The sequence below is a fragment of the Paenibacillus sp. NPDC057934 genome, assembly GCF_042887565.1.
Taxonomy (GTDB): Bacteria; Bacillota; Bacilli; order Paenibacillales; family Paenibacillaceae; genus Paenibacillus_AQ.
Genome location: NZ_JBHVPB010000006.1, coordinates 39,133 through 63,740, shown reverse-complemented (window position 1 = coordinate 63,740; position 24,608 = coordinate 39,133). Strand labels below are relative to the sequence as shown.

Here is a 24,608-nt window from a genome sequence, read left to right as displayed (position 1 = left end):
GCTAGTACTCGTTTCGTTTCTTTAAAACCTGTACTTACTTCTCATCAGCTGAAGAAGATTCCTCTTCATCCTTCGCAGGTGCCTCACGGTGAATATTGATGCGGGTAATCCGCAGCCGGGTAGACTCTTCGACCTCAAAGACGACCTCGCCGACAACAACGCGTTTGCCTTTGGATGGATTGCCTTCCAGCTCTTTGAACAACCAGCCACCGATGGAATCCACTTCGTCGTCTTCAATGACTACGCCGGTCAAATCGTTAACATCCTCGATAAGCATACGGCCTGCGACCGAAATGTACTCTCCATTCTGCTCCACGCTAGGACGTTCATCCTCGAACTCGTCGTGCAGATCCCCGACGATCTCTTCCAGAATCTCTTCCGCAGTCAATAGCCCCGCAGTACCGCCGTATTCGTCGACGACAAGCGTCATCTGAATCTTGTTCTTCTGCATCAGGCGCAGTACATGACTGATCTCCATCGACTCTGGCACGTTCGGAATCGGACGGACCAATGTAGTCAAGTCATTCTGCTGTTCCGGCGGTGCGAATAGTAGATCGGTAATGTGGATAAAGCCAATAATCCGGTCTTTATCCTCCATCGCTACTGGGTAACGGGAATGCTTGGTTTCGGTAATAATACGCATATTCTCTTCCAGCGAAAGGTTGCTGTACAACACATCCATATCGGTACGCGGCAGCATAACCTCACGGGCCAGCAGGTCCGAGAATTCAAAGATGTTATCCATAAGCTTCATCTCATCTTTATCAATAACACCACTCTTGGCACTCTGATTCATGAGAATACGTATTTCTTCCTCCGAATGCGCGGCCTCCGCCTCACTGGCAGGCTCCACACCGATCAAACGAAGCAGACCATTCGCGGATGCGTTAAGCACCCAGATGAACGGCAGGAATAGATTATAAAAGAACATCAGCGGCGCGGACAGCAGCAGCGCTGAACCCTCTGTTTTTTGAATCGCCAGTGACTTGGGTGCAAGTTCACCCAGCACAATATGTAAGAAAGTAATGATGGAGAAGCCAAGCACCAAAGATACGGTAGAGATCAGCGTAGGATCTGTGACGCCAAGCTTGAACATCAGAGGCTCTACGAGCAGCTCCGAAATGGCGGGCTCTCCTACCCAGCCGAGACCGAGCGAGGCGAGTGTAATTCCGAATTGGGTCGCAGACAGATACGCGTCCAATTTCTTGTTAACTTTCAGCGCGTATCCAGCCATCTTGTTGCCTTCACTAACTAGCTGGGTCAGGCGTGACTGCCTGACCTTCACCAGTGAGAACTCTGCCGCGACGAATATCCCATTTAATAATACGAGCACCAGAACAAGCAAAAGATTAAGCAGCAATCTCCCTACTTCAAATTCCGTATGCACAATAACAACGCCTCATTTCTACAGATTGATCGCTTTTCTTGATTTGAAATCAACACCCGGGTAATACATATCCGCTACCAGAAGATTCGGTCCGCAACAGCTAGCTGCATCACAGTAACAATTCACTTCTTGGTTAAGCGGGTGCTGGGTCTGCCAGTCTGTAAAAATATCATCCAGCTTGTTGCCGCTGATGTTACCAAACGCCGCGATATCTGCAAAATCCGTAACGAATACATCGCCGGTGAACATGTTTACATTCACACGGTTGCGTCCGTCCGGATCATTGCGAAGCGTAACATTCTTCTCGGAACGCAGTCGCTTCAGGAGCTTCTGGTCTTCTTCCAGGAAGCTGCAAGCGAAGAATGGAAGCGTGCCGAACAGCATCCACATCTCGGGATCACGGTGGTCGAGCAGATCATGAATAGCAGCCTGCATATCCTTAAGCGACAACACCGGAAGCTTGGAAGCAAAGCTTGAAGCGTACATTGGATGCACCTCATGACGTTTTGCTCCCATATCCCCGATCAGCCGGTGAATCTCAGGCAGCTTAGTATGCGTGCGGTAATTAATCATGGATTCCGCAGAGATGAGCATGCCGTCATTACTGAGTCTGCGGGAGTTCTCGATCATCGTGTCGTACAAGCGATAGGCTGCTTCCTTCGCCACAGGATGGCCGCTGTTCGCAAAGCCAACTTCATGAAAATCATCACCATTAACATAGTTGAAAGAGATATGCATAACGTCCAGGTAAGGAAGCAGCTTCTCATAACGGGAGTATGGCATGGTCAGATTAGAATTGATTTGCGAGCGGATTCCCCGCTCCTTGGCATACTTGAGCAGCGGGACAATCATATTGTCTACAGTGGAAGCGCGGAACATCGGCTCTCCGCCGGTAATGCTGATCGTCTGCAGGTGCTCCACTTCCTCTAGTCGATCAAGCATATTCTTAAGGGGCAGCATCTCTCCTTCTTTCATGGTGAGGCTGTCACCAACAGCACAGTGTTCACACCTCATATTGCATAAATTCGTAACCGTCATCTCCACACTGGTCAGTACATGCCGCCCGTACTGCCGCAAGGAAGTAATTGGGTCCCAGGGATCATAACTAGGGGACAATTCTTTCTGCGGGAATGATGACATTGGTCTTATAACATTCATTTGTGATAGCTCCTTTAAAGCTTATTCCTTATTATTAACCTAAAAATCATCCGTATGAACGGATTATTATCCTATATCATACCACGAAGAACAAAAAAACTGCACTTTTGAGTTGCACTTGCTTGCTATTTACTGATATTTCCTGAAAAAAACAGCATGCAGCGAAAAGATATCCGGGCCGTGTGCACCTTGCGTGCCTACCCGTGTATCGATTTCGCTGCATGCATGAAAGGCTGGAATTGCCTCATAGAGAAGTCTATGAAGCGGTGCCAGCCGGCACCATTAATTGGCCACATCCACAATAACTACGGACAGCATTACGGCGAGGTCCATCTCGAATGGAACCACCGGCTCTCCTTCGGGTCCAGTAAGGATACGAACCACCGGGCGGTGAGGTGTAGTAGAATCAATTTTGACTACAACTCCACTCTGACCGGTGCTAAGCTTCACTGTAAGGCCCAGTGGATAGATTGCCACACGGTCCCGGAACAGTTCAAGCTGCCGCTGCTCATACAATGTGCCGGAGCCTACGTAGAGCGCCTCTACCGCCTGGTGCGGGAGCATTGCTTTTTTGTAGACACGACTTGAGGTCATGGCATCATAAGAATCTGCTACGCCAATCCATTTGGCGTATTCATGAATTTCTGCCCCCTTGAGTCCGCGGGGGTAGCCGGAACCGTCAATCCGTTCATGATGCTGCAGCGCACAATGGGCGGACAGCAGCGGAATATTCGGCTCATCCTTAAGAATCCGGTAGCCGATTTCGGTATGGGCCTGCATCTGCCGGAACTCTTCATCCGTCAACTTGCCGGGTTTTTGGACGATTTTAACCGGAATTTGCGTCTTGCCGATGTCGTGCAGCAACGCACCCAGACCAATAACCCGCAATTCCGCTTTACTATACCCGTGAGCGATTGCCATAACAAGCGTATATAGGCAGACATTCAACGAGTGGACATACAGATAGTTATCCGCTGTATGCATTTCCAGCAGCATGATCATAGGCGTCTCCTGGGCAGACATCTCATCCAAAATAGTATCCATCACATTAGAGAATTTTCTATCCAGATGATAAAAGCCCTTGGTAATGCCGGAAGCGCCGGACATGTCTTGAAACTGTGTCTTAATGACCTTGAGCGCCTGGTTGCGCGTCTCATCCTGCAGCATCCCTTCGATCACTACATCTTCAGTGAGGGAATCCTGCACATATACATAGCCGATGTCGATTCTGCCAAGGCGTTTGATCAGTGAATCGGTAAGCTCTACGCCATCGGAGAGCAGAATCATGCCTTCATCGCTATAAATTTTTTTGCCCAGCCTCATGCCCGGTTGAAGCCGGCTGACGGATACTAAACGCACTCTGGTTCACTCCTGCCTTTAACGGTAGATTGCTATTCTGCTTAAAAACTTAGGGTCTCACACCGTGTCTATACCGTTACCTTTGGAGAACAGGCAAGCACACCTACATCGGTTTGCCTCGGATAACGTTTCCTTGAACACACCTCTAGGAAACAATCATAGCCGGGTACCGCTGTACCGATGGAATCTTGGAAATGATTAACGCATAATAAATAACCAGAAAACAGCCGCCAAAATAAAGCGGTAAATCGCAAAATGTGTCAATCTGATCTTTTGAATCCATCGCATGAACAGAATAACTACAAGGTAAGCCACTACGAATGAAATCAGGAAGCCGATGACAAAGTAACCAATGGTTTCACTGGTAAAATCACGGTAAGCATCCAGAAGCTCATACCCTGAAGCTGCACACATAATCGGAATGGCGATCAGAAAGGAAAAATCGGCTGAAGCCTTGTAGCTGACTCCGCTGAGCATCCCCCCGGAAATTGTGGAGCCTGAACGCGAAAAACCTGGCCACAATACAGAGATGATTTGGTACAAGCCAATGGCTAGCGCCTGTCCATAGGACAGATCATCCAGTTCATGGGCGGTAATACGGATCTTGCGACGGTTGACCCACTCGGCAACAATCATTAAGATCCCTCCGGCTACTAGCGCCCAGAGCACCGTACTGGCTCCGAAGAGACCCTTGATGAAGTCACGTGCGAAAAAAGCCACGGCCAAGGCCGGCGCAATCCCCAGGATCACATGGATCAGATTAAGCCGGGACTGAGGCATCACGCCTCCCCGATTACTCTGACTGCGCCCGATTCCCAGCAGGTTAAGCACCCGATGACGGTAGACCAACGCGATAGCCAGAATAGCACCCAATTGAATGACAATCTCATAGGTCTTCATTATTGATTCCTGCTCGGCAAAACCCATCAACTTGGCCGTCAAGATCATATGGCCTGTGGAGGATACAGGAATAAACTCCGTGATTCCTTCAACAATGGCCAAAATAATGGCTGTAATAGTGTCCATACAATCCTCCTATTTGTGGCGGAATGAATATCGGGTACAACTTTGTTATTTTAATAATCATGCAGTACAGCCGTCATCCAGGCCTTCCCTTATGTAGTATCGTTGTTCCAACGGGAAATGAAGCTCTCCTCAAGACTGCCCGGCCGCTGCAGCTCCATCCGCAGCAGATCACGGAGGAAATGCGGAAGAAGATACACGGCGTCCTTACCATTGGCGAGAGTCTCATAACCGATCCGGAAAGTAAACATGTCCAGCGTTCCGACATCATATTCCTGATCATCTTTCAGAGGCTGCCCTTCGACAAAAACTGCAATATCGTTATCATACGGCAAAACAAGTGAATCGTACAAGATATTTAAGCCATCTACTGCAAGACTGCCCAGCTGTTTTCCCCGGAAACCATAGCCGAAGATAGCTTTATTACGGAATTCTTCCGTTAAACTCTGCTCCAGAGCTATCCGGATATCCCGCCCTTTAAGCTTGACTATGCAAGGATTAATTGGCGAAGGACACAGTCCATGCAGCATTCCCAGTGAAATATCTCCCTCTGGCAGAGGTCCCAGAAGCTGTCCGGTATTGACAATCGCTATCTTAGCACCGGTAAATCTGCGCACTGCTTGAGCGAGAAAATTGCCAAATGGCGACTCCCCCTGATAGTCAATCCGCAGCTCCCGATCCGTAATGGCCACGGATTCATGTAAAGCTTCCCGTCCCCGTTCCAGATGGGTAACGGCCGCAGAATGAATCCGTTCCTCCCTTAGCTCAGGGGAAACGGCAAGGCATTCTCCCTCTACGAGCCTGAAACTGAGATCCGGTTCCTGCCGTTCAAAAACAAGCCGGCCCAAATGTTGGCCAAACTTGCCTGCGCCGCAGACGGCAGTACCTCCGATGATCTGCGGACGCTCCAGCAGATGGTGAGTATGTCCACCCAGAATAGCATGAACGCCCTCCAGATTCTCTGCCAGCCGCTGATCCGTAGGCAGACCCAGATGAGATAATACGATCAGAATGTCTACCTGCGGAGCCAGCAGGCTGCATTCCTTGCGAAGCGCCTCTTCCGGGTCCAGCGCATCCCAGCCCAGCAGCGCATAGAACGAAGCAAAAGCTGCTGTCGCTCCGGTTACGCCTATGCGAATGCCGTCTCGTTCCAAGATGACATGGCGCTTCATCCAGTGCGGCGGCTCTCCGGTCGCGGTCTCTACAAAGTTGCAACACACTACGGGACACTGAAGTCCGGAGAATACCGCCGAAAGCATCTCGGCAGTGAAGGTAAGCCCCTCATTATTACCAATGGTGACCGCATCGTATCCCGTTAGATTCAGAATATCAATGTTCGCCTGTCCCATCGTTCCTTCTGTCTCTGTGGCCGCGCGATCCATATGGTCACCAACATCCAGCAACAAAAGTGGTTCATCGCCAGCTGCGGCCCTTTGCTCGGCAATGACTGCCGCAAGTGGGCTCATCATGTCAAAATGACTATGTATATCATTAGTATGAAGTATTGTCAATCGCTCTGATATAGGCTTCATCAATAACATCCTTCCCACCTGTGTAAGGCCACCTTTTTTGTAAGCGTAAGGCGCTTGTTCTTTCAGAGTTTAGCATAACATTTCCAAGCTCAATATGGTATATTTCAGTACTTACACAACCATTATACCAAGGCCTGCAAGTGCTGCGAGGCCTGCATTTTTTGTACCTTTCTTTGAACCAGCTTCAAGAGAATGAATATGAATATGCATCCCCTTCTCCTTCTGAATTTCATGCTAATTCGCATTCATACATTAATTAGGTCTTAGAACCTAGAAAATAACCTTGGCAAATTGTCGTTATCGTCCGGTTAGCTATAGTCAGACTGTGCCGAAAATTCACTGCATATCCGAAGTTTGTGAACATTACTCGTTAACCATTGAATGTTTGTCCTTTTCTTGCTATGCTGAGAAAAATTGACACATAAGGTGGCATAGGCATTGAGAGTACACGTCATGGATGTTAAGCCGGGGGATTATCTCGGCACAGACACCTTCAACGCTCGCGGACTTCATGTATTGTCCAAGGGAACACAGTTGCGCATGGATGAAATATCTAAGCTGTTGCAGCACGGTATTGATTACATTGATATCGAGTCCCTGGAAGAAACACTCTCCCCGCCCCATAAACCGTCCATCATTCAGACCGTTACGGCAAGCTTTGATACCATGATCGACGGTTTCGAGAACCTTTATTTGGAAGCGTTAACCAAAGGCAGTTTCAATCCATCCGTGGTAGACGATGTTCTTCAGCCAACCCTGCAATCCTTGGACAAGCATAAAGACGTGGTAACCCTCCTGCTGCTGCTGGACCGGGAGGATGAATATACCTATAATCATTCCCTTCAGGTAGGTATGCTTTCCTATTATATTGCAACTTGGCTCGGTTATTCCAAGCAGGAATGCTATGAGATCAGCCGAGCTGGTTATCTGATTGATATCGGCAAATGCCGAATCTCACCCGATTTGCTGAACAAGCCGGGCAAGCTGACACTCGAAGAATTCGAGGAAGTGAAGCGACATACTACATACGGTTACGAAATTATTCGCAATTCCATGGACGACCCTACCGCTGCACTGGTTGCTCTCCAGCACCATGAACGGGAAGACGGCTCCGGCTATCCCGCCAATTTAACCAAATCCGAGATTCATCCCTATGCACAGATTGCCGCTGTAGCCGATGTGTATAGTGCCATGACTTCACCCAGAGTTTATCAGTCCAAGCAAGAGTTAATCTCTGTACTGCACGAATTACATAATCTCAGCTTTGGCAAGCTGAATGGCAAAACCGTTCAAGCCTTTATCCAACATTTGATGCCGAATTTCATCGGCAAGCGCGTCCTTCTTAACAGCGGTGACATGGGCGTCATCGTCATGAACAACCCTATGGATGTATTCCGTCCATTGGTGCAGGTGGATCATAAATTCCTCGACCTGTCCCGCGAGCGGAGTGTGTCGATTGTGGAGATCTACACATAGGGGCGCTCGCCATCCCTCCCAAACCCTCCCTTCCTAAGGGAGGGCCCCAAGGGCGCCGCCCTCTGGACACCCGAAGGAACAGCGCAGTTGGCAGGATGACGGGACGTCTGCGGACAGATGTTTTTGAGGGTGGGGGCGCTCGCCCTTGAGCCGTTCCTGTCTTGCTCCGCAAGATACAGGACGGCTCAAAGCTTTACGGCGCAGGCCGCTCCCCGGGTAATGAGACCCGGGGGGCGGCTTTTTTTGGGGATGGCCTCCGCGATTCTCTGGCGGAGACATTGCCGTTGCGGAGACCGGCCAAGTTTATGGCCAGGGGCAATCGGTAAGACTGATCAATAGAACGTTGATCAGTCTTACCCGAAAGGATGAAGCCTATGCTGCCGATTCATGGGCGTCTTGCCGAGCTATATTCGCTGAGCCGCCAGCGAAAGCTCACTGAATCTGAAGAGCTGGAGCAGCAACACTGCCTGCAAGCGAATGCAACCTACTGCTGGGAAATGGCCCGGCTGAACAATGAAGCCATGCTAGCAGCGCGAACGCACGATATCGGCTGGCAGCAGAACATTGGCGCACAGATGGTTGAGCTGCGCACCTCTGGCCGGATATCTAAACGCCGTAAGTAAGGCAGCATCGTAGAGGAGCTCTCCTATATAAATTGAACTGAAGCATGAGCGAACAGGAAAGTTTGGAACTGTAGGCGTAAAACGCTCGCCTGAAAGCTTTCCATAGGAAAAGCTAGCCCCGGATCATAGTTGTTGACAGCAAGTCCTATATCCAGAGCTGTTCAAATCTAGCGATGTCAATAGAAGCGGTAAATTCCCCTTCACCAGTCGTCTTAACAGTGAAAAAGAGTGGCTACTTCCCCAATTAACGGCATTTTTGTCCTTATATTTCTTCAATATAGGCAAACGAGGGAAATAAGGACATTATTGTATCTTATTTTTCAGAAAAGCACGCTGCATGGGGTATTCTGGAAAAATTAAGGTACAATATTGCACTTAATCTCCTCTAACTCTTAGCTGCAGAGGATTTAAGGTACGAAAATGCCGTTAATTACAATCACACACTCCATATATCTACGTTCTCTTTTTTACTTGGCTTTGTTGGTTGCTTTCATGGGTTCTATTTGGAGAAAAATTGATAAGTAGATACGATAGCATGTAGATGTAATAACAATCACCTGAAAAGGATCGACGGATAACAACTTAGGTTTTGAAATTGACTACGTGCAACAGTAGAGCGGGGGATCGGGGGATTCTGGAGAAACTGAAGTGGGTGCCTATAAAGCCCGATCTCAACCTCTAATTCCTTCTACAATCAAGAAATCGGGCTTTAACAGCGATCGGAAGAACCCAAGGCCCGCTGCGGCTTCACTCCGCATAAACCACTATATTCCCCTTTGATCCTGAAAACGAACAGCAAGATACTTCCCAGGCTGTTCCAAATTGCCAAAGTTCAAACTAAAAAGCCCCCAGCCCCACGATTAAGTGGAGTTGGAGGCTTCTTTTGATGTATTCTTTTGCATGAATCGATCTATCAACTTGCCGTTAAAAGAGTTCCTCAGCTACTACTCAGACCTACAGGAACCGGAACTGCGCTTCGATCAGCCCGTTGTACACACCATCACGAGCAGTCAGTTCACTATGGTTGCCCTCTTCCTTGATTTCCCCGTGATCTAGTACCACAATTTTGTCGGCGTGGCGGATAGTGGATAGTCGATGGGCTACGATAAAGGAGGTCCGGCCTTGAAGTAGGGTTTTTAGAGCCTCCTGAATCTTAAGCTCGGTCTCTGTATCAATACTCGCCGTGGCTTCATCTAGAATCAGAATTCGTGGGTTCGCCAAGAGCGCTCTGGAAAAGGACAACAGCTGACGCTGACCCATGGACAGCGCACTACCCCGTTCTTCGACCTCTGTATCGTACCCGCCAGGCAGTTTAGTGATAAAATCATGGGCATCCACCGCTTTCGCGGCCTCCTCCACTTCCTGATCCGTAGCATCCAATCGTCCGAAACGGATGTTATCGCGGATCGTTCCCGAGAAGATGAAGGTATCCTGTAATACGGTTCCGATCTGTCCGCGCAGGCTGTCCAGGGTGACATCACGGATATCTTTTCCATCAATCGTAATTTTACCGGTGGTGATATCGTAGAAGCGGCCAATCAGGTTGATAATGGTACTCTTACCTGAACCGGTATGGCCCACTAGTGCTATGGACTGTCCGGCCTTGACATCAAGATCAATACCTTTGAGAGCCGCCCGCCCCTTCTCGTATTCAAAGATAACCTTTTCGAACTTAATATCACCTTGAATGGTTGGTAGCGAAGTCGCACCCGACTTATCCTGAACCGATGGCTGCTCATCCAAGTATTCAAAGATCCGCTCCGAGGAGGCCATAGCCACCAGAAGTTGGTTGTACATTTGACCCAGACGGTTGATCGGATCCCAGAAATTACTGACATACGTGCTGAAAGCAACTAGGAATCCGACAGTCAGTTCCCCCGACTGGATCAGATAAGCCCCGAGCCAGAACAGAATCAGCGTTCCGAAACCACCGGTAATTTCAATAATTGGGCCGAAAGCCTGGTTCATCGCCGAAGCCTTATCCCAAGACTTTTTGCTCTCCATGTTCATCGCATCGAAGTATTTCATGTTCTCCTGCTCTTGCGTATACGCCTGAGTCACTCTGATCCCCTGAATGGATTCATTCAAGTGGGAGTTGATCCGCGAGTTCTTCATCCGTACATCCTGCCAGGCAATACGAATCTTCTGCCGCAGCTTGGTGGAGACAAAGAACATGATCGGTACAGTAACCATTACCGCAAGGCCGAGCTTCCAGTTGATAACAAGCAAGATGACCATAATCCCGACAAGCTGCACACAGTCAATCATCAGGTTGACGACCCCGTTGGTGAACAGGTCCTGCAAGGAATTGATATCATTCGTGACCCGCACCAGCACTGAACCTGCCGGCCGCTTGTCGAAGAAGTTAAAGGACAGCTTCTGAATATGTCGGAACAGATCTGAGCGCAGATCATAAATTACTCTTTGCCCAATGATATTGGTGAATTTAATCCGGTAAATTCCCGCAATCCATTGAATCAAATACAGGACCACCACACTCGCCGCAAGGGTGTAGAGGAGCGTCAAGCTTGGACTTCCTGTCTTAGGTGCAATCGCCTTATCAATCGCCATACTTGTCAAGAACGGCACCGTAAGCTTGGTGACCGTCCCTAGTACCATCATGACCAGTACAAGCGGCAGCATCTGCTTGGCATAGGGCTTCATGTAGCTAAACAGCCGTGTGAACTGCTTCCAGTCGAATGCCTTGTCAATCATATCATCGTCTTTGTAGACGAACCGTTCATCCAGCGTTTGTTCAGATGCCGTTTTTTTCTTCGGAGTAGCTCCTGTACCCGGTTTGACTTGAGGTTCCATAACTTTACGCCTCCTTTCCTTCGGTTACTTTAGCAAGGTAATCTGCATATTGAATCCGGTACACATCCTGGTAAGGTCCAGGCACCTCAATTAACTCTTTATGGGTTCCCCGTTGCTGCACATGTCCTTCGTTCATCACGATGATCTGGTCAGCATGACGCAGGGAGGAAATCCGGTGGGCAATAATCAGCGTAGTGCGTCCACGCATAACCTCTTGGAAGCCGCTTTGAATCTCATGCTCGGTCTCCATATCCACGGCGCTTGTCGCATCGTCAAGAATCAGAATCCGCGGATTCTTGAGCAGTGCTCTGGCGATAGCGATCCGCTGCTTCTGACCGCCGGAGAGGCCCATTCCCCGCTCCCCGACCACGGTATCATAGCCTTCAGGCATTTCCATGATGAAATCGTGGGCTTTAGCCAGCTGTGCTGCACGGATGATCTCTTCCATGCTCACATTTTTCAGGCCATAGGCAATGTTATTGCGGATGGAAGAGGAGAATAGGAACGTCTCCTGGAACACGGTCGCAATCTGTGAACGCAGGCTCCGGACGCTATATTCCCGAATATCTACCCCATCCAGCGTAATATGGCCTTCGTTCACGTCATAAGCGCGCATCATCAGTTGGGTAATCGTCGATTTCCCGGAACCAGTGCCCCCAAGGAAGCCGATGACAGACCCCGCTTTAGCTTCAAAATCAATATCCGTAACCGCCGGCATCTTATTGCCGTATGCAAAGGTAACATGATTAAACGCCACATCGCCTCTGACATCATTATGAACAAGCTCCCGGGCGGTCTCGCTGTCCTTGACATCGATCTGCTGGTTCAGCACTTCGAGCACGCGCTCTCCAGAGGCCTTGGACTGCGTATAGTTGTTGATATGGAAGCCCAGACCCCATACCGGACCAATGATATACCAGATCAAGCTGAAGAATGCAACCAGCTCACCCAGTGACATTTTCTCATGAATGACCAGTGTGCCGCCTACTCCGAGCAGGATCGCCACGCTGACCGATGCCAGCAGCTCCATCGCCGGGAAGTATTTACTCCACAGCACTGCGGCAAAAATCTGATTGTCCTTGTACCGTTCATTCCGGTGCGAGAACTTTTCAACCTCATGAGTCTCTCTGGCAAAAGATTTGACTGTCCGCACCCCCGTAACATTCTCTTGAACCGCTGTGGTCAAAGAGCTTAACGCCAGGCGCATCTCCTGAAAAGCAGGGTGGATCTTGGACTCAAATTTAAGTGCGACGATAGCCAGGAACGGCATCGTGATCAACGTGACCAGCGTCAGCTGCCAATTGATCGAGAACATCATGATGGAACCGAATAATACCATGAAAAACACGTTAAGCAACTGGGCAAATCCAAAGCCAATGAACATCCGGATTGCTTCCAGGTCCCCGGTCAGCCGGGACATCAGGTCGCCTGTCTTCGCCGTATCATAATAACGGAACGACAAGAATTGCAGTTTTTCATAACAGGCATTGCGTAGACGATACGCCAGGAAATTTCCCAGACGCCCGCCAAAGAATCCGTGTGCAAATTGCAGGCATGCTTTTACAATCACAACAACCAGCACGGTGAGAGCCAACACAGGCACCTCGGTGAATTTCATTGGAACAATAACATCGTCAATCAACCTTCTTAACAAATTTGGGGTTATAAGCCCCACTGCAGTTGCGGCAGCCAAGCATACAATCGAAAGAATCAATAAGTGTAGTTTCTCCCGATAAAAGCCCCGCAGTTGCCTGAGAACATCCATGTCTCTCCTCCTTACGCTTTACGAAGCGTAGCTGGCTTTCATTCTTAAGCCGGCTTCACAAGTATTTTTTAGCGCTTCCATTTTAGTGACTTTATGCAGTTTATCATCCATGTTTTAATGCGGCAAAGGGGAGAATCGACCGTATAACCCGTTATTTGCAATGAAAATGACATTTTCATAAAGGAAAAGGTCGCCTATATCTTTAAATGCTTCCATTTCCTCTTGATTACTGTTGAATTAAGAATAAGCGAAATTCTTAGCCCATGGCTTCTGATCGACATCGCCCTCTTTCTACTTTACAGAACGGATTTACTCCCTGAGAAATGTAACATTCTTCATCTTCCTTCCAAGTAAAGGGACAGCATGTAGCGGAACCACGGCGCCCTAAGATATACTCGATCATGAACCCATACCAATTGGAGGGATGTAAGTAAATGTATAAGACCATTATTTTTGATGTAGATGGAACATTGATTGATACAGAGATAGCCGTACTAGGTTCACTCCAAGCGATGCTTAAGTTCGATTACGACAGGGAAAGTAATACTGAGGAATTAATGTTTGTTCTGGGGATTCCAGGTTCTACTTCGCTACCGCAACTTGGCATTCATAATATCGACGAAGGTATGCAACGCTGGAACGAACGGATGAAGGATTTTTATGATTCCATTAAGGTCTTTGAGGGGATTCCCGAGGCGTTAGAAACGTTGAAGCGTGCGACCATTGTTCAGGGCATTGTGACTTCCAAGACCGCCGAAGAATTACGGGATGACTTCATTCCATTTGGTCTGATGGATTATCTGGATCATACGGTCTGTGCAGATGATACGGAGAAACATAAACCCCACCCTGATCCACTGCTTGAATTTCTGGAGCGTTCTGGCGCTGAGGCAAATTCCTCACTCTATATCGGGGATACTTTGTATGATTATGAATGTGCCCGGGATGCGGGTGTAGACTTTGGACTCGCCCTGTGGGGCTGCAAGAACCATGACCACATCCCGGCCAAATATAAATTTGAACATCCACAGGATATTCTGGGTCTGGCACAGATTTCTTAGGGGGCACCCTCCCAAACCCTCCCTGCAGGGAGGGCCCCAAGGGCTGCCAGCCCTCTGGACACCCGGAAGTGTACACCCGCAGACAGTGTGGCAATCGCGGACAGAAGCATACGGTAGCGGTAGGCCCGGCCCTTTAGGCCTCGTCATGTGGCGCGGGCGAATGAGTTACGGGGAAGTGAGATGCGGCGGCTCTCCCTTTGGGAATTGCCTTACTTTGGCGCATGAGGCTACGTTTAGACCCGGGTGAGCACCGGCGACGGGGCTGCGACGGCTCTCCCTTCGGGAATTGCCTTACTTCGAAGCATGCGGCTACGTTTAGACCCGGGTGAGCACCGACGATGGGGCTGCGGCGGCTCTCCCTTCGGGAATTGCCTTACTCAGCGAGCCTCTGAAGACTCGCCATTAATATCATAGAATCCAATCCGCGAAGAACGCTTCTGACCGGATATCGTCATTTGTCCCTTCCCGTCGATCATGCCAAAGGTCGTACTAGCCTTGGGATAATCATACTCAAAAAAAGCGATTTTACCGCTGATGGCCGGCATCTTCCCATCCTGAAGCCTTACAGGAAAAGGTAGGAAGCTCAGCTCAGACATGCTTGTCTGGTCCTCTAAATCAAGGGTAGCTGCCCACTTTAGCACACTCCGGTTATCGGTGATTTCATAATAGCGGATGTAATCGGCTGTTCGAATAAAGAATTTCCCAGCTTCTCCTTCCGGAAAATAATAATGATCCGTCAGGTCATCCGCATATTGACTGCTCACTGCCAGCGACTTGAGAGCTTCGATCCGCGGGAACTCGATGGCAGCCGCACGGGCTTCAGCCAGCTTGGAGCCCGACAGCCTTGTAATTAGGGCATCCGATGCTTTGGCTACGTAGACCGTACGTTTCCCAGGTACCCACTGAACATAAGCACCTGATGCTTCAGAGATAAAACGCAGCGGCACCATCACCCGGCCCTGCTCCAATGATACAGCCACTGGCAATAGGAGCTTCTTGCTGCCTACCACCACTGACTCTTGTCCCGGTATCAAAGTGATTTTCTGCGACTTGTTTGTAATCGTTATACTCTTTGTACTGTTGTTCCAAGCAATGCTGACGTTTGGTAGCTTCTGTACAACGCCAAGGGGAACAATAACCGTATCATTCTTGATATAACTTTGAACATCTGTGTCGGCTGTTTCATTATTGACAATCACAGAGATGGGAGATTCGGCAAAAGCTTTATGCTGAAAGGAAAAAGAGAAAACAGCAGCTAATACCACTGCATATCCGCAAGTAAGTAGAAGTTTTTTTAACATGAGGCCTCCTTGATAGAAATCTATAATTAAACAGTACACGCTGCCTGCTGTAATGAAACATCTAATATTTGGCATCATGAGTGTAAACAAAAAACGTGTCCGCACAGCCTGGACGTTTGCACCTCCAAGTTGCTGCGGACACGTTTTATATGCCAAATCCTAAAGACAGCGTAATTAACCGATGCTGCCTTCCATTTCGAATTTTATCAGTCTATTCATCTCTACCGCGTATTCCATCGGCAGTTCCTTGGTAAATGGCTCGATGAAGCCCATGATAATCATTTGGGTCGCTTCGGCTTCCGAAAGACCACGGCTCATGAGGTAGAACAATTGCTCCTCAGACACCTTGGATACGGTCGCTTCATGCTCCAGGATAATGTTATCGTTCTTAATCTCATTGTATGGAATGGTATCCGAAGTGGATTCATTATCCAGAATGAGTGTATCGCACTTAATGTTCGATTTCGCACCTTCCGCCTGACGGCCGAAGGAAGCCAGACCACGGTAAGTTACTTTACCGCCGTGCTTACTGATCGATTTCGATACGATAGTGGATGTAGTGTCTGGAGCCAAGTGAATCATTTTAGCGCCGGCATCCTGATGCTGATCTTTACCTGCTACTGCGATCGAAAGGACAGAACCTTTCGCTCCACGGCCTTTAAGCACAACAGCTGGATATTTCATAGTCAGCTTGGAGCCGATGTTACCATCTACCCATTCCATAGTCGCATTTTCTTCTGCAACCGCACGTTTGGTAACGAGGTTGTAGATGTTTGGCGCCCAGTTCTGGATTGTAGTGTAACGAACGCGAGCGTTCTTCATACACAGAATTTCAACAACTGCGCTGTGCAGGGAGTTCGTGCTGTAGATCGGTGCTGTACAGCCTTCTACGTAATGCACGAAGCTGTCTTCGTCGGCAAGGATCAGCGTACGCTCGAATTGTCCCATGTTCTCGGAGTTGATACGGAAGTAAGCCTGCAATGGCACTTCGCATTTTACACCTTTAGGAACATAGATAAAGCTACCGCCGGACCATACCGCACTGTTCAATGCAGCGAATTTGTTGTCCGCAGGAGGGATAATGGTTCCGAAGAACTTTTTGAACAGTTCCGGGTGCTCACGCAGTGCAGTGTCGGTATCGGTGAAGATAACTCCTTGATCCTCAAGGCTCTTCTGCATGCTGTGGTAGACAACCTCGGACTCATACTGTGCCGAGACACCAGCAAGGAACTTCTGCTCCGCTTCCGGGATACCCAGCTTGTCGAAGGTTTCCTTGATCTCGGAAGGAACTTCCTCCCAAGTCTTTCCTTGTTTCTCCGAAGGTCTTACATAGTACTGGATCTCATCAAAATCGAGATCATCCAGGTTGCCGCCCCAGTTTGGCATCGGCATTTTGTAGAACTGTTCCAGCGATTTCAAGCGAAAATCAAGCATCCACTCAGGTTCATTCTTGATCGCTGAGATTTCACGTACGATCTCGGGAGTCAGCCCTTTACCGGACTGAAAGATCGACTTGTGCTCATCGCGGAAACCATACTGGTATTCCTCCATATCAGGCGCTTTCTTAGCCATGGTGTCAGCCTCCTTGTTTGCTGTTATTAATGTTTCTCTTCTTCGTCTATGCCTTTGCGAAGCGCGTTCCAGGCCAATGTGGCACATTTGATCCGCGCCGGAAATTTATTCACGCCCGAGAGGGCCTCGATATCTTCATAGCCTTCGAACTCCACCGGTTCGCCCTTCATGAGGCCGGAGAAACGGTCTGCCATATCCAGCGCCACCGCTACGGTTTTGCCTTTAACAGCTTCGGTCATCATGGATGCCGATGACATGCTGATCGAGCAGCCTTCACCATTATAACGCGCATCCTTGACAACACCGTCCTCTACCTTGAGCTGAAGCGTAATGCGGTCGCCGCAAGTCGGGTTGTTCAGTTCAATCTTCAAGGCATCGTCCTCGAATGAGCCGCGATTCCGTGGGTTCTTGTAGTGGTCCATAATTACGCGTCTGTACAAATCATCCAAGTTCATAGGTGAAATACTCCTTTGCCTTGATTAACGCATCCACCAGCCGGTCTACATCCTCTTCGGTATTGTAGAGATAGAAGCTGGCCCGAGCCGTTGAACTGACCTGCAGCCAACGCATCAGCGGCTGACAGCAGTGATGGCCTGCTCGAACGGCAACACCTTCGGCGTCCAGAACAGTCGCTACATCATGGGGATGCACATCCCCGAGATTGAAGGTTACAACGCCTACCTCACGATTGCGGGGTCCATAAATCGTCAGATCGTCGATTTGGGACAACCGCTGCTCGGCATAAGCGGCAAGCTTCATCTCGTGACGGTGAATCTCATCCATCCCGATTTCTTGTAGGAAATCAATTGCAGCTCCCAGTCCGACAGCCCCAGCGATGATCGGTGTGCCGCCTTCGAATTTCCACGGAAGCTCTTTCCAGGTGGATTCATACAGGCCCACATCATCAATCATTTCACCGCCGAATTCCACAGGCTCCATAGCTTCCAGCAGCGCTCTCTTTCCGTAGAGGGCACCAATGCCGGTAGGTGCGCACATTTTATGCCCGGACAGTGTGTAGAAATCACAATCCAGGTCCTGCACGTCAACCTTAAGATGCGGGGTGCTCTGTGCACCATCCACCACAATCACCGCACCATGACGGTGAGCGATAGCGGCAAGCTCTTTGATTGGATGGGTAACCCCCATAACATTGGACACATACGCGATTGCCACGATCTTGGTCCGGTCTGTAATGGTCTTCTCCGCATCCTCCAGGGTAATGTTCCCGTCTTGTTGCAGCGGGATATACTTCAGGGTTGCTCCTGTCTTCTTGGCAAGCTGCTGCCAAGGGATCAGGTTGCTGTGATGCTCCATTTGGGTGAGCACAATCTCGTCACCTTCGCCAACATTGGCAGGGCCATACGAGGAAGCAACCAGATTCAGAGCCGTCGTGGTACCACGAGTGAAAATGATTTCCTTTGTGCCCCGCGCATTGATGAACTTGGCGAGCTTCTCTCTCGCCCCCTCATAAGCATCGGTCGCCCGGCTGCCCAGAGTGTGCACCCCGCGGTGCACATTGGCATTGTCCCATTCATAATAATGCTTGAGCGCATCAATCACCTGGCGCGGCTTCTGCGAAGTAGCCGCACTATCCAGATACACGAGCGGATGCCCGTTAATATTCTGGTTCAGAATAGGGAACTGTTCGCGGATGGAGCTATTCATTGTCCTAACTTCCTTTCCACTAGGGATTGGAGCTGAGTCCGCAGTCCCTCCAGTGGAATTTGAGACACGACAGGTGCCAGGAAGCCGTAGATGATCAATGCTTCCGCGTCACGTCTAGAGATTCCGCGGGACATCAGGTAGTAGACCTGCTCGGGATTGACCTGTCCTACGGAAGCGGCATGGCCTGCTGTAACATCATCTTCATCTATCAATAGAATCGGGTTGGCGTCGCCGCGCGCTTTTGGACTCAACATCAGAACTTTTTCAGTCTGCTGGCCGTCTGCACGGGTTGCACCCTTCTCGATTTTGGTAATTCCGTTAATGATCGAAGTAGCTTCCTCACGCATTACTGCACGAGTGATCATGTCACTTGGTGTATTTTTGCCAAAATGCTGTGCTTGTGTAGTGTAGTTCAGCTTCTGTGAACCGGAACCTACAGCAATAACTTTGGCATCGGAGCTTGAGCCATTGCCCTTTAGCACCGATTTGGTGTCGCTTGCCGTATCGCCATAGTTCATTTCGCCTACGATCCACTCTACTGTACCATCATTCTCGACAACGGCACGACGGTAAGTAACATCTGTAGTGTCTCCGCCAAGCTGGTGAACAGTAGCATAGCGTACATGTGCTCCTGCGCCTACAAACACTTCAACAGCGCCATTATGCAGGCCCGCTTCCGCTTTATCGGACACATAGTTGTCTACATAAGTCAGCGAGCTGTTGCTGTCAGCTACGATCAGAATATGTGGAACAAACGCAGCTTCCGCATCATCCGTCAGCAGTACAGCTTGAAGTGGTGTAGTTACCACTACGTCTTTCGGCACATAGAGGAACACGCCTCCGCTCCAGAGCGCCGCATGAAGCGCTGCAATGGAATGCTCGTCTGGCTTGATCGCTGTATGCAAATAACGCTGTACCAGATCGCCATGTTCTTTGGCTGCTGTCTGCAAATCAGTGAAGATCACACCCTGTGCTGCGAGCTCAGGAGACAGATGTGTATATACTGCACCGGAGTTGCGCTGAATAATCAGGTTGCCTTGCTCCTGGTCTTTCACGAGCTCTGCAATGGATGCAGGGGCTGCGCTCAGATCAGTAAATGTCTCGCTTGCTTTATAAGTTCCGTAATTGTTCACGTTCCAGCGTTCAATCCGGGTCTTTTCCAATTTAGGCAGCCCCAGCTCGGCTGCCAGTTCCAGTGCATTCAAACGGCTTGCTTGAAGCCAGTTTGGTTCGCCGTTGCTTTGCGATAGCTCGCTCAGGGCTTTGGCGTCCACCGGAAGAATGGTTTGCGTCGTCATAAGTGGTCTCCTCCTTCCTGGCGTCTCTTAAGCTTCTTGTCCTACGGTCTCGTCTTCAATGCCCAGCTCTTCCTTAATCCATTCATAACCCTCAGCTTCAAGACGTTGTGCCAGCTCAGGACCGCCGGATTTCACGATGCGACCTTGCATCATTACGTGTACGAAATCTGGTTTGATGTAGTTAAGCAAACGTTGATAGTGAGTAATAACAAGGAAACCGCGCTCTTCGCTACGCATAGAGTTAACGCCTTCTGCTACGATTTTGAGTGCATCGATGTCAAGACCGGAGTCAATCTCATCCAGCACGATGATCTTAGGGTCCAGCATCATCATTTGCAGGATTTCGTTACGCTTCTTCTCACCGCCGGAGAAGCCTTCGTTCAGGTAACGGTGTAGGAATTCAGGGTTCATGTCGAGTTCCTTCATCTTCGCTTCCATTTGACGGATAAAGCGGATCAGTGAAATTTCGTTACCTTCCTCACGACGTGCGTTGATTGCACTGCGCAGGAAGTCGGAGTTAGTTACTCCGGAAATTTCGCTCGGATATTGCATTGCCAGGAACAGACCGGCGCGTGCGCGCTCGTCTACAGCCATCTCCAGAAGGTCTTCACCCTCAAGTGTTGCTGTTCCTTCAGTCACTTCATATTTAGGATGGCCCATCAAAGCGGAAGCCAGTGTACTCTTACCTGTACCGTTCGGTCCCATGATTGCGTGGATTTCTCCACCCTTCATGGAAAGGTTAATTCCTTTCAAAATCTCTTTTCCTTCAATCGTCGCTTTCAATCCCTCGATGACAAATTCTGCTGCCATAACTGTTATTCCCTCCATTATTCGATTTGCGAAATCAGAAAGCTGCATGTGTATTTAGCAGGGCGTTCCCTGATTGCCAGCACAATTAGATTGTATATCACATTAAAATTATTATAAATTGAAAATCCCTGATTATCAATGATTCTCATTAATTTTATTATAAAAGAGTTTCTTTTACAAACTCTTATCTACAATTTTCAGGTCCCTCCGGCATTGGCATCCACGAACATTCTCCCTTCAATCTTCATATACATGAATTATAGCTTTTGTGACAGAAGTCTACAAATTTTCATGAAGCGCATGACTCAATCGACAAGAAGAGCCTCCCGGCGGGAGGCTCTTTTGAATCCTGATTTATCATCATTTATCCCCAATATGACTTGTCTGCATCCTGCAGGTTTATCCCAGAAAAGAGCGAAGCATCCATTGCTGCTTCTCCAGGTCGCTACGTATTTTGATGAACAGGTCGGCTGTCGGCTGATCGTTTCCTTTTTCCGCCAGTTCAATGCCTTCTGTCAGTTCTTCCGATACAGTCGCGAAGTCCTCAATCAGGGTCTGAACCATCGCTCGTGTATCCTCCTTACCCGTCGCTTCCTGTATGGAAGCCAGTTCGAGATATTCTTTCAATGTAGCTGCAGGACGTCCCTTGATGCTCAGCAGGCGTTCTGCCACCTCATCCATTTTAAGCGTGATATCGTCATATAACTCTTCAAATTTAACATGCAGGGAGAAGAACTGTTCTCCTTTGACATACCAGTGATAGTTATGAATTTTTACGTACAACACATTCAGGTTGGCTACCTCACGGTTCAGAATTTGCTCCAGTGAGGCAGTATCGACTTTGTTCGTTGCTTTAGCCATTGTCTATCCCTTCCTTATCCGTAGATTAACCGGCTGCAGGTTCCTATCCGGCCTAGCGTTGTCTATTCTCTATTTACCCTTTCGTATGTAGGATGAACCAAGAAGCAGCCCCTTATGCCCCCTTCATCGCATTCAAAAAAGGGCCCGCAGGCCCTCTTGACTCCTTATCCCTAATAAAAGATAGCTGGCATTTCAAAGCATGCGGAGCAAAGCTTCCGATCCGGGCATGCCCGGAAGAATCCCCAGATTCTCTGCTTCTATAGTTACTGACTCCAGTGGAGCTTCGAGTAGTTGCGACAGCGTCCGCACGCCTACTGCACGCGCAGCGATGATCCCCCGGTCGCTCAGCTTTTCATTCAGCAGGCCGACGTCCAGGGCACCGCACATGATGTAACCCCGGCTTGTGCTGATGGTAAGCAATGTTGTTTTGGGGAGTTTAACCTCCACTCCGACCAGGACATGGCCCCCTACCGTAATTGGTTCCAAAGTAACCACAGACAACACCTCCTTGTTTTGACGATACACGATGTATTTGTATTCATACCCAGCTCTCCATGTGTGGACGATAGACCTATAATTTCCATATGGGCAAAAGAGAAATGAAGTCCACGTTCCCCCATTGTGAGGTATATGCTTTCGTCCTGTTTAGTGGTATAGTTTATTATGCTTTATTATTATTTGAAGGATCGTTTTCAAACGATTGAGCTGGGGGAAATATGGACAAGAAACTGCAAAACACGGACGGTAATTATCTTTTCAACGTCGACATCCTGATCAGTGCCCGTACTAACCCGCTTGCCTTGCAATATTTGCTTGAGATGTTGAACAACAATGACAAGATTACCGATTTTAACATTAATTCGGGCCTTGAATTGGGGCGAACAATAGACAGTCTTCTCCGTTCGGCTAAAATGGCTCTGCATCAGGAGACTCCCCCTCCTGCACCCATAAAATTGCCAGCGAAGCAGACGAAGAAGCAAACACCGCAACAAGCGGAGCCAAGAGCAGAGAAAGCTCCTGTCAATGAGCCTTCTGATGTTCATGGAAAAATCCGTCAGTATATTCAGAATAATCAGTTGGTTCGCCTGAGAGCGAATCGCCGCGGACAGCAGCTATCCATCCCCTGCCGCATTTTGAATTTTGATGAGACAGACAACTCGATCAGCGTTTATCATGTCGATGAGAAGCAAGTGTACACATTCAGTCTGTACGAGATCGACGAGTTTTCGTAATGAACGGCATAACAGGCCAACAACAAACAAGCACCCGCCTTATCATCAAGGTCGGGTGCTTGTTTGTTGTTAGATCCAAGACATTCTTATAAAAAAGATCATAGAGTTTGCGACTAGCGTTGTGGTTTACGTGCGAAAGCTTCCAGTGCCAGACATAGCCAGCCCGCAATGAAACTCACACCACCAAGCGGGGTGATGGCGCCAAGCACCTTGATTCCGGTGATGCTTAGGACGTATAGGCTTCCGGAGAACAATACGATGCCAATCACCAACAGCCCGCCCGCCCAGCGGAGCCTAGCACTCTCTCCCCATTGTCCCGCAACCAGAGCAATCAGCACTAAGCCTAGCGCATGGAACATATGGTACTGCACGCCAGTCTCATAGACTGTCATGTAATGCTCGCTGATGACCGGCTTCAGCATATGGGCACCAAAAGCGCCAATGGCTACCGCTAGCATAGCCAGCAGGGCGCCCCAAGCCATAAATGTGCGTTGCATCATAGACAACTCCTTAGAATAAGCTCCCCCTATCTTAACGTATCACCACAGATCATTTCCAGCCGGAATCCATGAACTTTTTGCGTCCGGGGACTTGCTTTTAGCCCCACCTTATGAAAAAGTTAGGAGTACACATTTATTCTTTGCTACTAAAGGAGTGTAGCCTGTGGAGTATAATCCTCAATCGAAGCCAGAGCCGCTGGACAGAGAATCAGAAGACATGTTCGCTAGCGAGCAACCATCCGAATTCCAGCAACCCTATCACTACCAAGAGATGAAGCAGAATTTCAAGCATTCCGGGCCCGGCATCGCTTCATTCGTCATCAGTATGGTCACCGTGCTCGGCTACGTCATTGCCTTTGTGATCGTTGGCGCGATGGCATCCTCCGTATTCGATCAATCAGGAAATCTATTGGCCAGTGCATCTGAAATCATTATCATTATTGGTATCTCCGTACTGATCCTATCCGCCCTGAACGTGATCGGCGTAGTTGTCGGCATCGTCGGCCTCGCCCTTCGCAACCGCCGCAAGGTGCTTGGTATCATTGGTACCATTATCAATGGGGTCATCGTACTTCTTTTCATGATGCTGATCTCTACTGTCTTCGTCAACGCCGGCGGACTGTAATCCAGGTGATTCACTGTAGACACAAACGGGTGTGCACTCCTTTTCAGGAATGCACACCCGTTTTTCTTCATAATGCGCTAGCGTCAGCCTCCCGTATCGGCCAAAGAAAGGTTCAACAAGATATGCTGCTTCACGCTCTCATCGCCTCCTACGGTTCTCTCCACATATTCAAAGATAACAGAGTCGCCTTCATTCAGGGTCTCCGGTACATTCTCCGTGCCGAGTCCTAATTCGAATGAGGTAGCTCCATCCTTCGTCTCAATCTCCACAGAATGGTTGTCAATTTGACCATTATAAATGCCAGTTCCCATGATTGCATCAGCTTCAGAACTAGGGGAAGATGTGGGCTCAGTGCTTTCAACCGGGGTCACTGTTGGCACCGGTGTTGCACTATTGTCGGCGGACTGAGCCGAGTTATTTCCGCTACAAGCGGTCAAAGCCATCAGCAATACAGCAGCAGCTGCTGTGGCAGGGAATAAACGTTTCTGTCTCATCTTGGCTGCCTCCTTGGGGTTTTAGATCATATTCTCTATCAAACTATTTAAC

At 49.0% G+C, this 24,608-nt stretch carries 22 protein-coding genes; 5 read left to right on the top strand and 17 right to left on the bottom strand.

The window, feature by feature from the left end:
* Nucleotides 1–34 precede the first annotated feature (34 nt).
* From ACFVRY_RS15110 to ACFVRY_RS15090, 5 genes are all read right to left on the bottom strand, one after another.
* Nucleotides 35–1,387, bottom strand: coding sequence for a hemolysin family protein (locus tag ACFVRY_RS15110; RefSeq protein WP_387501032.1), 1,353 nt, complete (start codon nucleotides 1,385–1,387; stop codon nucleotides 35–37).
* Between the two features lie 18 nt (nucleotides 1,388–1,405).
* Nucleotides 1,406–2,545, bottom strand: coding sequence for a radical SAM/CxCxxxxC motif protein YfkAB (gene yfkAB, locus ACFVRY_RS15105; RefSeq protein WP_387501031.1), 1,140 nt, complete (start codon nucleotides 2,543–2,545; stop codon nucleotides 1,406–1,408).
* A gap of 282 nt (nucleotides 2,546–2,827) precedes the next feature.
* The gene (locus ACFVRY_RS15100) at nucleotides 2,828–3,904 is read right to left on the bottom strand and encodes an HD-GYP domain-containing protein (RefSeq protein ID WP_387501030.1); all 1,077 of its coding nucleotides are present in this window, start codon (nucleotides 3,902–3,904) and stop codon (nucleotides 2,828–2,830) included.
* Between the two features lie 198 nt (nucleotides 3,905–4,102).
* On the bottom strand, nucleotides 4,103–4,930 hold the full coding sequence (locus ACFVRY_RS15095) for an undecaprenyl-diphosphate phosphatase (protein ID WP_387501029.1): 828 nt from the start codon (nucleotides 4,928–4,930) through the stop codon (nucleotides 4,103–4,105).
* Between the two features lie 89 nt (nucleotides 4,931–5,019).
* Nucleotides 5,020–6,459 carry a bifunctional metallophosphatase/5'-nucleotidase gene (locus ACFVRY_RS15090; protein ID WP_387501028.1) on the bottom strand — a complete coding sequence of 480 codons (1,440 nt, stop codon included), beginning with the start codon at nucleotides 6,457–6,459 and terminating at the stop codon, nucleotides 5,020–5,022.
* A gap of 438 nt (nucleotides 6,460–6,897) precedes the next feature.
* Here ACFVRY_RS15090 and ACFVRY_RS15085 point away from each other — a divergent pair, with 438 nt between their 5' ends.
* Both ACFVRY_RS15085 and ACFVRY_RS15080 read left to right on the top strand, forming a co-directional pair.
* A complete protein-coding gene (locus ACFVRY_RS15085) occupies nucleotides 6,898–7,935 on the top strand; it encodes an HD-GYP domain-containing protein (protein ID WP_387501027.1) in 1,038 nt (345 codons plus the stop codon).
* 374 nt (nucleotides 7,936–8,309) lie between these two features.
* A complete protein-coding gene (locus tag ACFVRY_RS15080; RefSeq protein ID WP_387501025.1) occupies nucleotides 8,310–8,558 on the top strand; it encodes a DUF7667 family protein in 249 nt (82 codons plus the stop codon).
* 954 nt (nucleotides 8,559–9,512) lie between these two features.
* On the opposite strand, the gene ACFVRY_RS15075 is transcribed toward ACFVRY_RS15080, so the two are convergent.
* Both ACFVRY_RS15075 and ACFVRY_RS15070 read right to left on the bottom strand, forming a co-directional pair.
* Nucleotides 9,513–11,372, bottom strand: a complete 1,860-nt coding sequence (locus ACFVRY_RS15075) for an ABC transporter ATP-binding protein (RefSeq protein ID WP_387501023.1) — start codon at nucleotides 11,370–11,372, stop codon at nucleotides 9,513–9,515.
* 4 nt (nucleotides 11,373–11,376) lie between these two features.
* The gene (locus ACFVRY_RS15070; protein ID WP_387501022.1) at nucleotides 11,377–13,137 is read right to left on the bottom strand and encodes an ABC transporter ATP-binding protein; all 1,761 of its coding nucleotides are present in this window, start codon (nucleotides 13,135–13,137) and stop codon (nucleotides 11,377–11,379) included.
* A gap of 434 nt (nucleotides 13,138–13,571) precedes the next feature.
* Between ACFVRY_RS15070 and ACFVRY_RS15065 the strand changes: the two genes are divergently transcribed.
* Complete coding sequence (locus tag ACFVRY_RS15065) at nucleotides 13,572–14,198, top strand: HAD family hydrolase (RefSeq protein WP_387501020.1); 627 nt, start codon at nucleotides 13,572–13,574, stop codon at nucleotides 14,196–14,198.
* 377 nt (nucleotides 14,199–14,575) lie between these two features.
* Here ACFVRY_RS15065 and ACFVRY_RS15060 read toward each other — a convergent pair whose 3' ends face one another.
* The 8 genes from ACFVRY_RS15060 to ACFVRY_RS15025 all read right to left on the bottom strand — a co-directional run bounded on the left by ACFVRY_RS15060 (nucleotide 14,576) and on the right by ACFVRY_RS15025 (nucleotide 22,200).
* Nucleotides 14,576–15,499: a copper amine oxidase N-terminal domain-containing protein gene (locus tag ACFVRY_RS15060; protein ID WP_387501019.1), complete on the bottom strand. Its 924-nt coding sequence runs from the start codon at nucleotides 15,497–15,499 to the stop codon at nucleotides 14,576–14,578.
* A gap of 174 nt (nucleotides 15,500–15,673) precedes the next feature.
* Nucleotides 15,674–17,071, bottom strand: a complete 1,398-nt coding sequence (gene sufB / locus ACFVRY_RS15055; RefSeq protein WP_387501017.1) for a Fe-S cluster assembly protein SufB — start codon at nucleotides 17,069–17,071, stop codon at nucleotides 15,674–15,676.
* Nucleotides 17,072–17,097: 26 nt separating this feature from the next.
* On the bottom strand, nucleotides 17,098–17,526 hold the full coding sequence (gene sufU, locus ACFVRY_RS15050; protein ID WP_066374069.1) for a Fe-S cluster assembly sulfur transfer protein SufU: 429 nt from the start codon (nucleotides 17,524–17,526) through the stop codon (nucleotides 17,098–17,100).
* Nucleotides 17,513–18,736, bottom strand: a complete 1,224-nt coding sequence (locus tag ACFVRY_RS15045) for a cysteine desulfurase (RefSeq protein ID WP_387501016.1) — start codon at nucleotides 18,734–18,736, stop codon at nucleotides 17,513–17,515. Before ACFVRY_RS15045 ends, sufU begins: the two co-directional genes overlap by 14 nt.
* Nucleotides 18,733–20,034, bottom strand: coding sequence for a Fe-S cluster assembly protein SufD (gene sufD / locus ACFVRY_RS15040; protein ID WP_387501015.1), 1,302 nt, complete (start codon nucleotides 20,032–20,034; stop codon nucleotides 18,733–18,735). The genes ACFVRY_RS15045 and sufD overlap by 4 nt, the downstream gene beginning before the upstream one ends.
* 27 nt (nucleotides 20,035–20,061) lie before the next feature.
* Complete coding sequence (sufC, locus tag ACFVRY_RS15035; protein ID WP_066374065.1) at nucleotides 20,062–20,844, bottom strand: Fe-S cluster assembly ATPase SufC; 783 nt, start codon at nucleotides 20,842–20,844, stop codon at nucleotides 20,062–20,064.
* Between the two features lie 399 nt (nucleotides 20,845–21,243).
* A complete protein-coding gene (locus tag ACFVRY_RS15030; RefSeq protein WP_066374064.1) occupies nucleotides 21,244–21,705 on the bottom strand; it encodes a Dps family protein in 462 nt (153 codons plus the stop codon).
* A gap of 192 nt (nucleotides 21,706–21,897) precedes the next feature.
* Nucleotides 21,898–22,200, bottom strand: coding sequence for a YunC family protein (locus tag ACFVRY_RS15025; RefSeq protein ID WP_066374063.1), 303 nt, complete (start codon nucleotides 22,198–22,200; stop codon nucleotides 21,898–21,900).
* A 221-nt stretch (nucleotides 22,201–22,421) separates the two neighbouring features.
* Between ACFVRY_RS15025 and ACFVRY_RS15020 the strand changes: the two genes are divergently transcribed.
* On the top strand, nucleotides 22,422–22,937 hold the full coding sequence (locus ACFVRY_RS15020; protein WP_387501014.1) for a hypothetical protein: 516 nt from the start codon (nucleotides 22,422–22,424) through the stop codon (nucleotides 22,935–22,937).
* Nucleotides 22,938–23,050: 113 nt separating this feature from the next.
* Here ACFVRY_RS15020 and ACFVRY_RS15015 read toward each other — a convergent pair whose 3' ends face one another.
* Nucleotides 23,051–23,434, bottom strand: coding sequence for a DUF423 domain-containing protein (locus tag ACFVRY_RS15015; RefSeq protein ID WP_387501393.1), 384 nt, complete (start codon nucleotides 23,432–23,434; stop codon nucleotides 23,051–23,053).
* Nucleotides 23,435–23,600: 166 nt separating this feature from the next.
* Between ACFVRY_RS15015 and ACFVRY_RS15010 the strand changes: the two genes are divergently transcribed.
* A complete protein-coding gene (locus ACFVRY_RS15010; protein WP_387501013.1) occupies nucleotides 23,601–24,062 on the top strand; it encodes a hypothetical protein in 462 nt (153 codons plus the stop codon).
* A gap of 83 nt (nucleotides 24,063–24,145) precedes the next feature.
* Here ACFVRY_RS15010 and ACFVRY_RS15005 read toward each other — a convergent pair whose 3' ends face one another.
* Nucleotides 24,146–24,556: a hypothetical protein gene (locus ACFVRY_RS15005; protein ID WP_387501012.1), complete on the bottom strand. Its 411-nt coding sequence runs from the start codon at nucleotides 24,554–24,556 to the stop codon at nucleotides 24,146–24,148.
* Nucleotides 24,557–24,608: the final 52 nt, after the last annotated feature.

Bases quoted from the DNA above. Each gene is read 5' to 3' on its own strand.
- yfkAB (WP_387501031.1), bottom strand. From the start codon at position 2,545: ATGAATGTTATAAGACCAATGTCATCATTCCCGCAGAAAGAATTGTCC.
- ACFVRY_RS15095 (WP_387501029.1), bottom strand. From the start codon at position 4,930: ATGGACACTATTACAGCCATTATTTTGGCCATTGTTGAAGGAATCACG.
- ACFVRY_RS15090 (WP_387501028.1), bottom strand. From the start codon at position 6,459: ATGAAGCCTATATCAGAGCGATTGACAATACTTCATACTAATGATATA.
- ACFVRY_RS15080 (WP_387501025.1), top strand. From the start codon at position 8,310: ATGCTGCCGATTCATGGGCGTCTTGCCGAGCTATATTCGCTGAGCCGC.
- ACFVRY_RS15075 (WP_387501023.1), bottom strand. From the start codon at position 11,372: ATGGAACCTCAAGTCAAACCGGGTACAGGAGCTACTCCGAAGAAAAAA.
- ACFVRY_RS15070 (WP_387501022.1), bottom strand. From the start codon at position 13,137: ATGGATGTTCTCAGGCAACTGCGGGGCTTTTATCGGGAGAAACTACAC.
- ACFVRY_RS15065 (WP_387501020.1), top strand. From the start codon at position 13,572: ATGTATAAGACCATTATTTTTGATGTAGATGGAACATTGATTGATACA.
- ACFVRY_RS15060 (WP_387501019.1), bottom strand. From the start codon at position 15,499: ATGTTAAAAAAACTTCTACTTACTTGCGGATATGCAGTGGTATTAGCT.
- sufB (WP_387501017.1), bottom strand. From the start codon at position 17,071: ATGGCTAAGAAAGCGCCTGATATGGAGGAATACCAGTATGGTTTCCGC.
- sufU (WP_066374069.1), bottom strand. From the start codon at position 17,526: ATGAACTTGGATGATTTGTACAGACGCGTAATTATGGACCACTACAAG.
- ACFVRY_RS15045 (WP_387501016.1), bottom strand. From the start codon at position 18,736: ATGAATAGCTCCATCCGCGAACAGTTCCCTATTCTGAACCAGAATATT.
- sufD (WP_387501015.1), bottom strand. From the start codon at position 20,034: ATGACGACGCAAACCATTCTTCCGGTGGACGCCAAAGCCCTGAGCGAG.
- sufC (WP_066374065.1), bottom strand. From the start codon at position 20,844: ATGGCAGCAGAATTTGTCATCGAGGGATTGAAAGCGACGATTGAAGGA.
- ACFVRY_RS15030 (WP_066374064.1), bottom strand. From the start codon at position 21,705: ATGGCTAAAGCAACGAACAAAGTCGATACTGCCTCACTGGAGCAAATT.
- ACFVRY_RS15020 (WP_387501014.1), top strand. From the start codon at position 22,422: ATGGACAAGAAACTGCAAAACACGGACGGTAATTATCTTTTCAACGTC.
- ACFVRY_RS15015 (WP_387501393.1), bottom strand. From the start codon at position 23,434: ATGCAACGCACATTTATGGCTTGGGGCGCCCTGCTGGCTATGCTAGCG.
- ACFVRY_RS15005 (WP_387501012.1), bottom strand. From the start codon at position 24,556: ATGAGACAGAAACGTTTATTCCCTGCCACAGCAGCTGCTGCTGTATTG.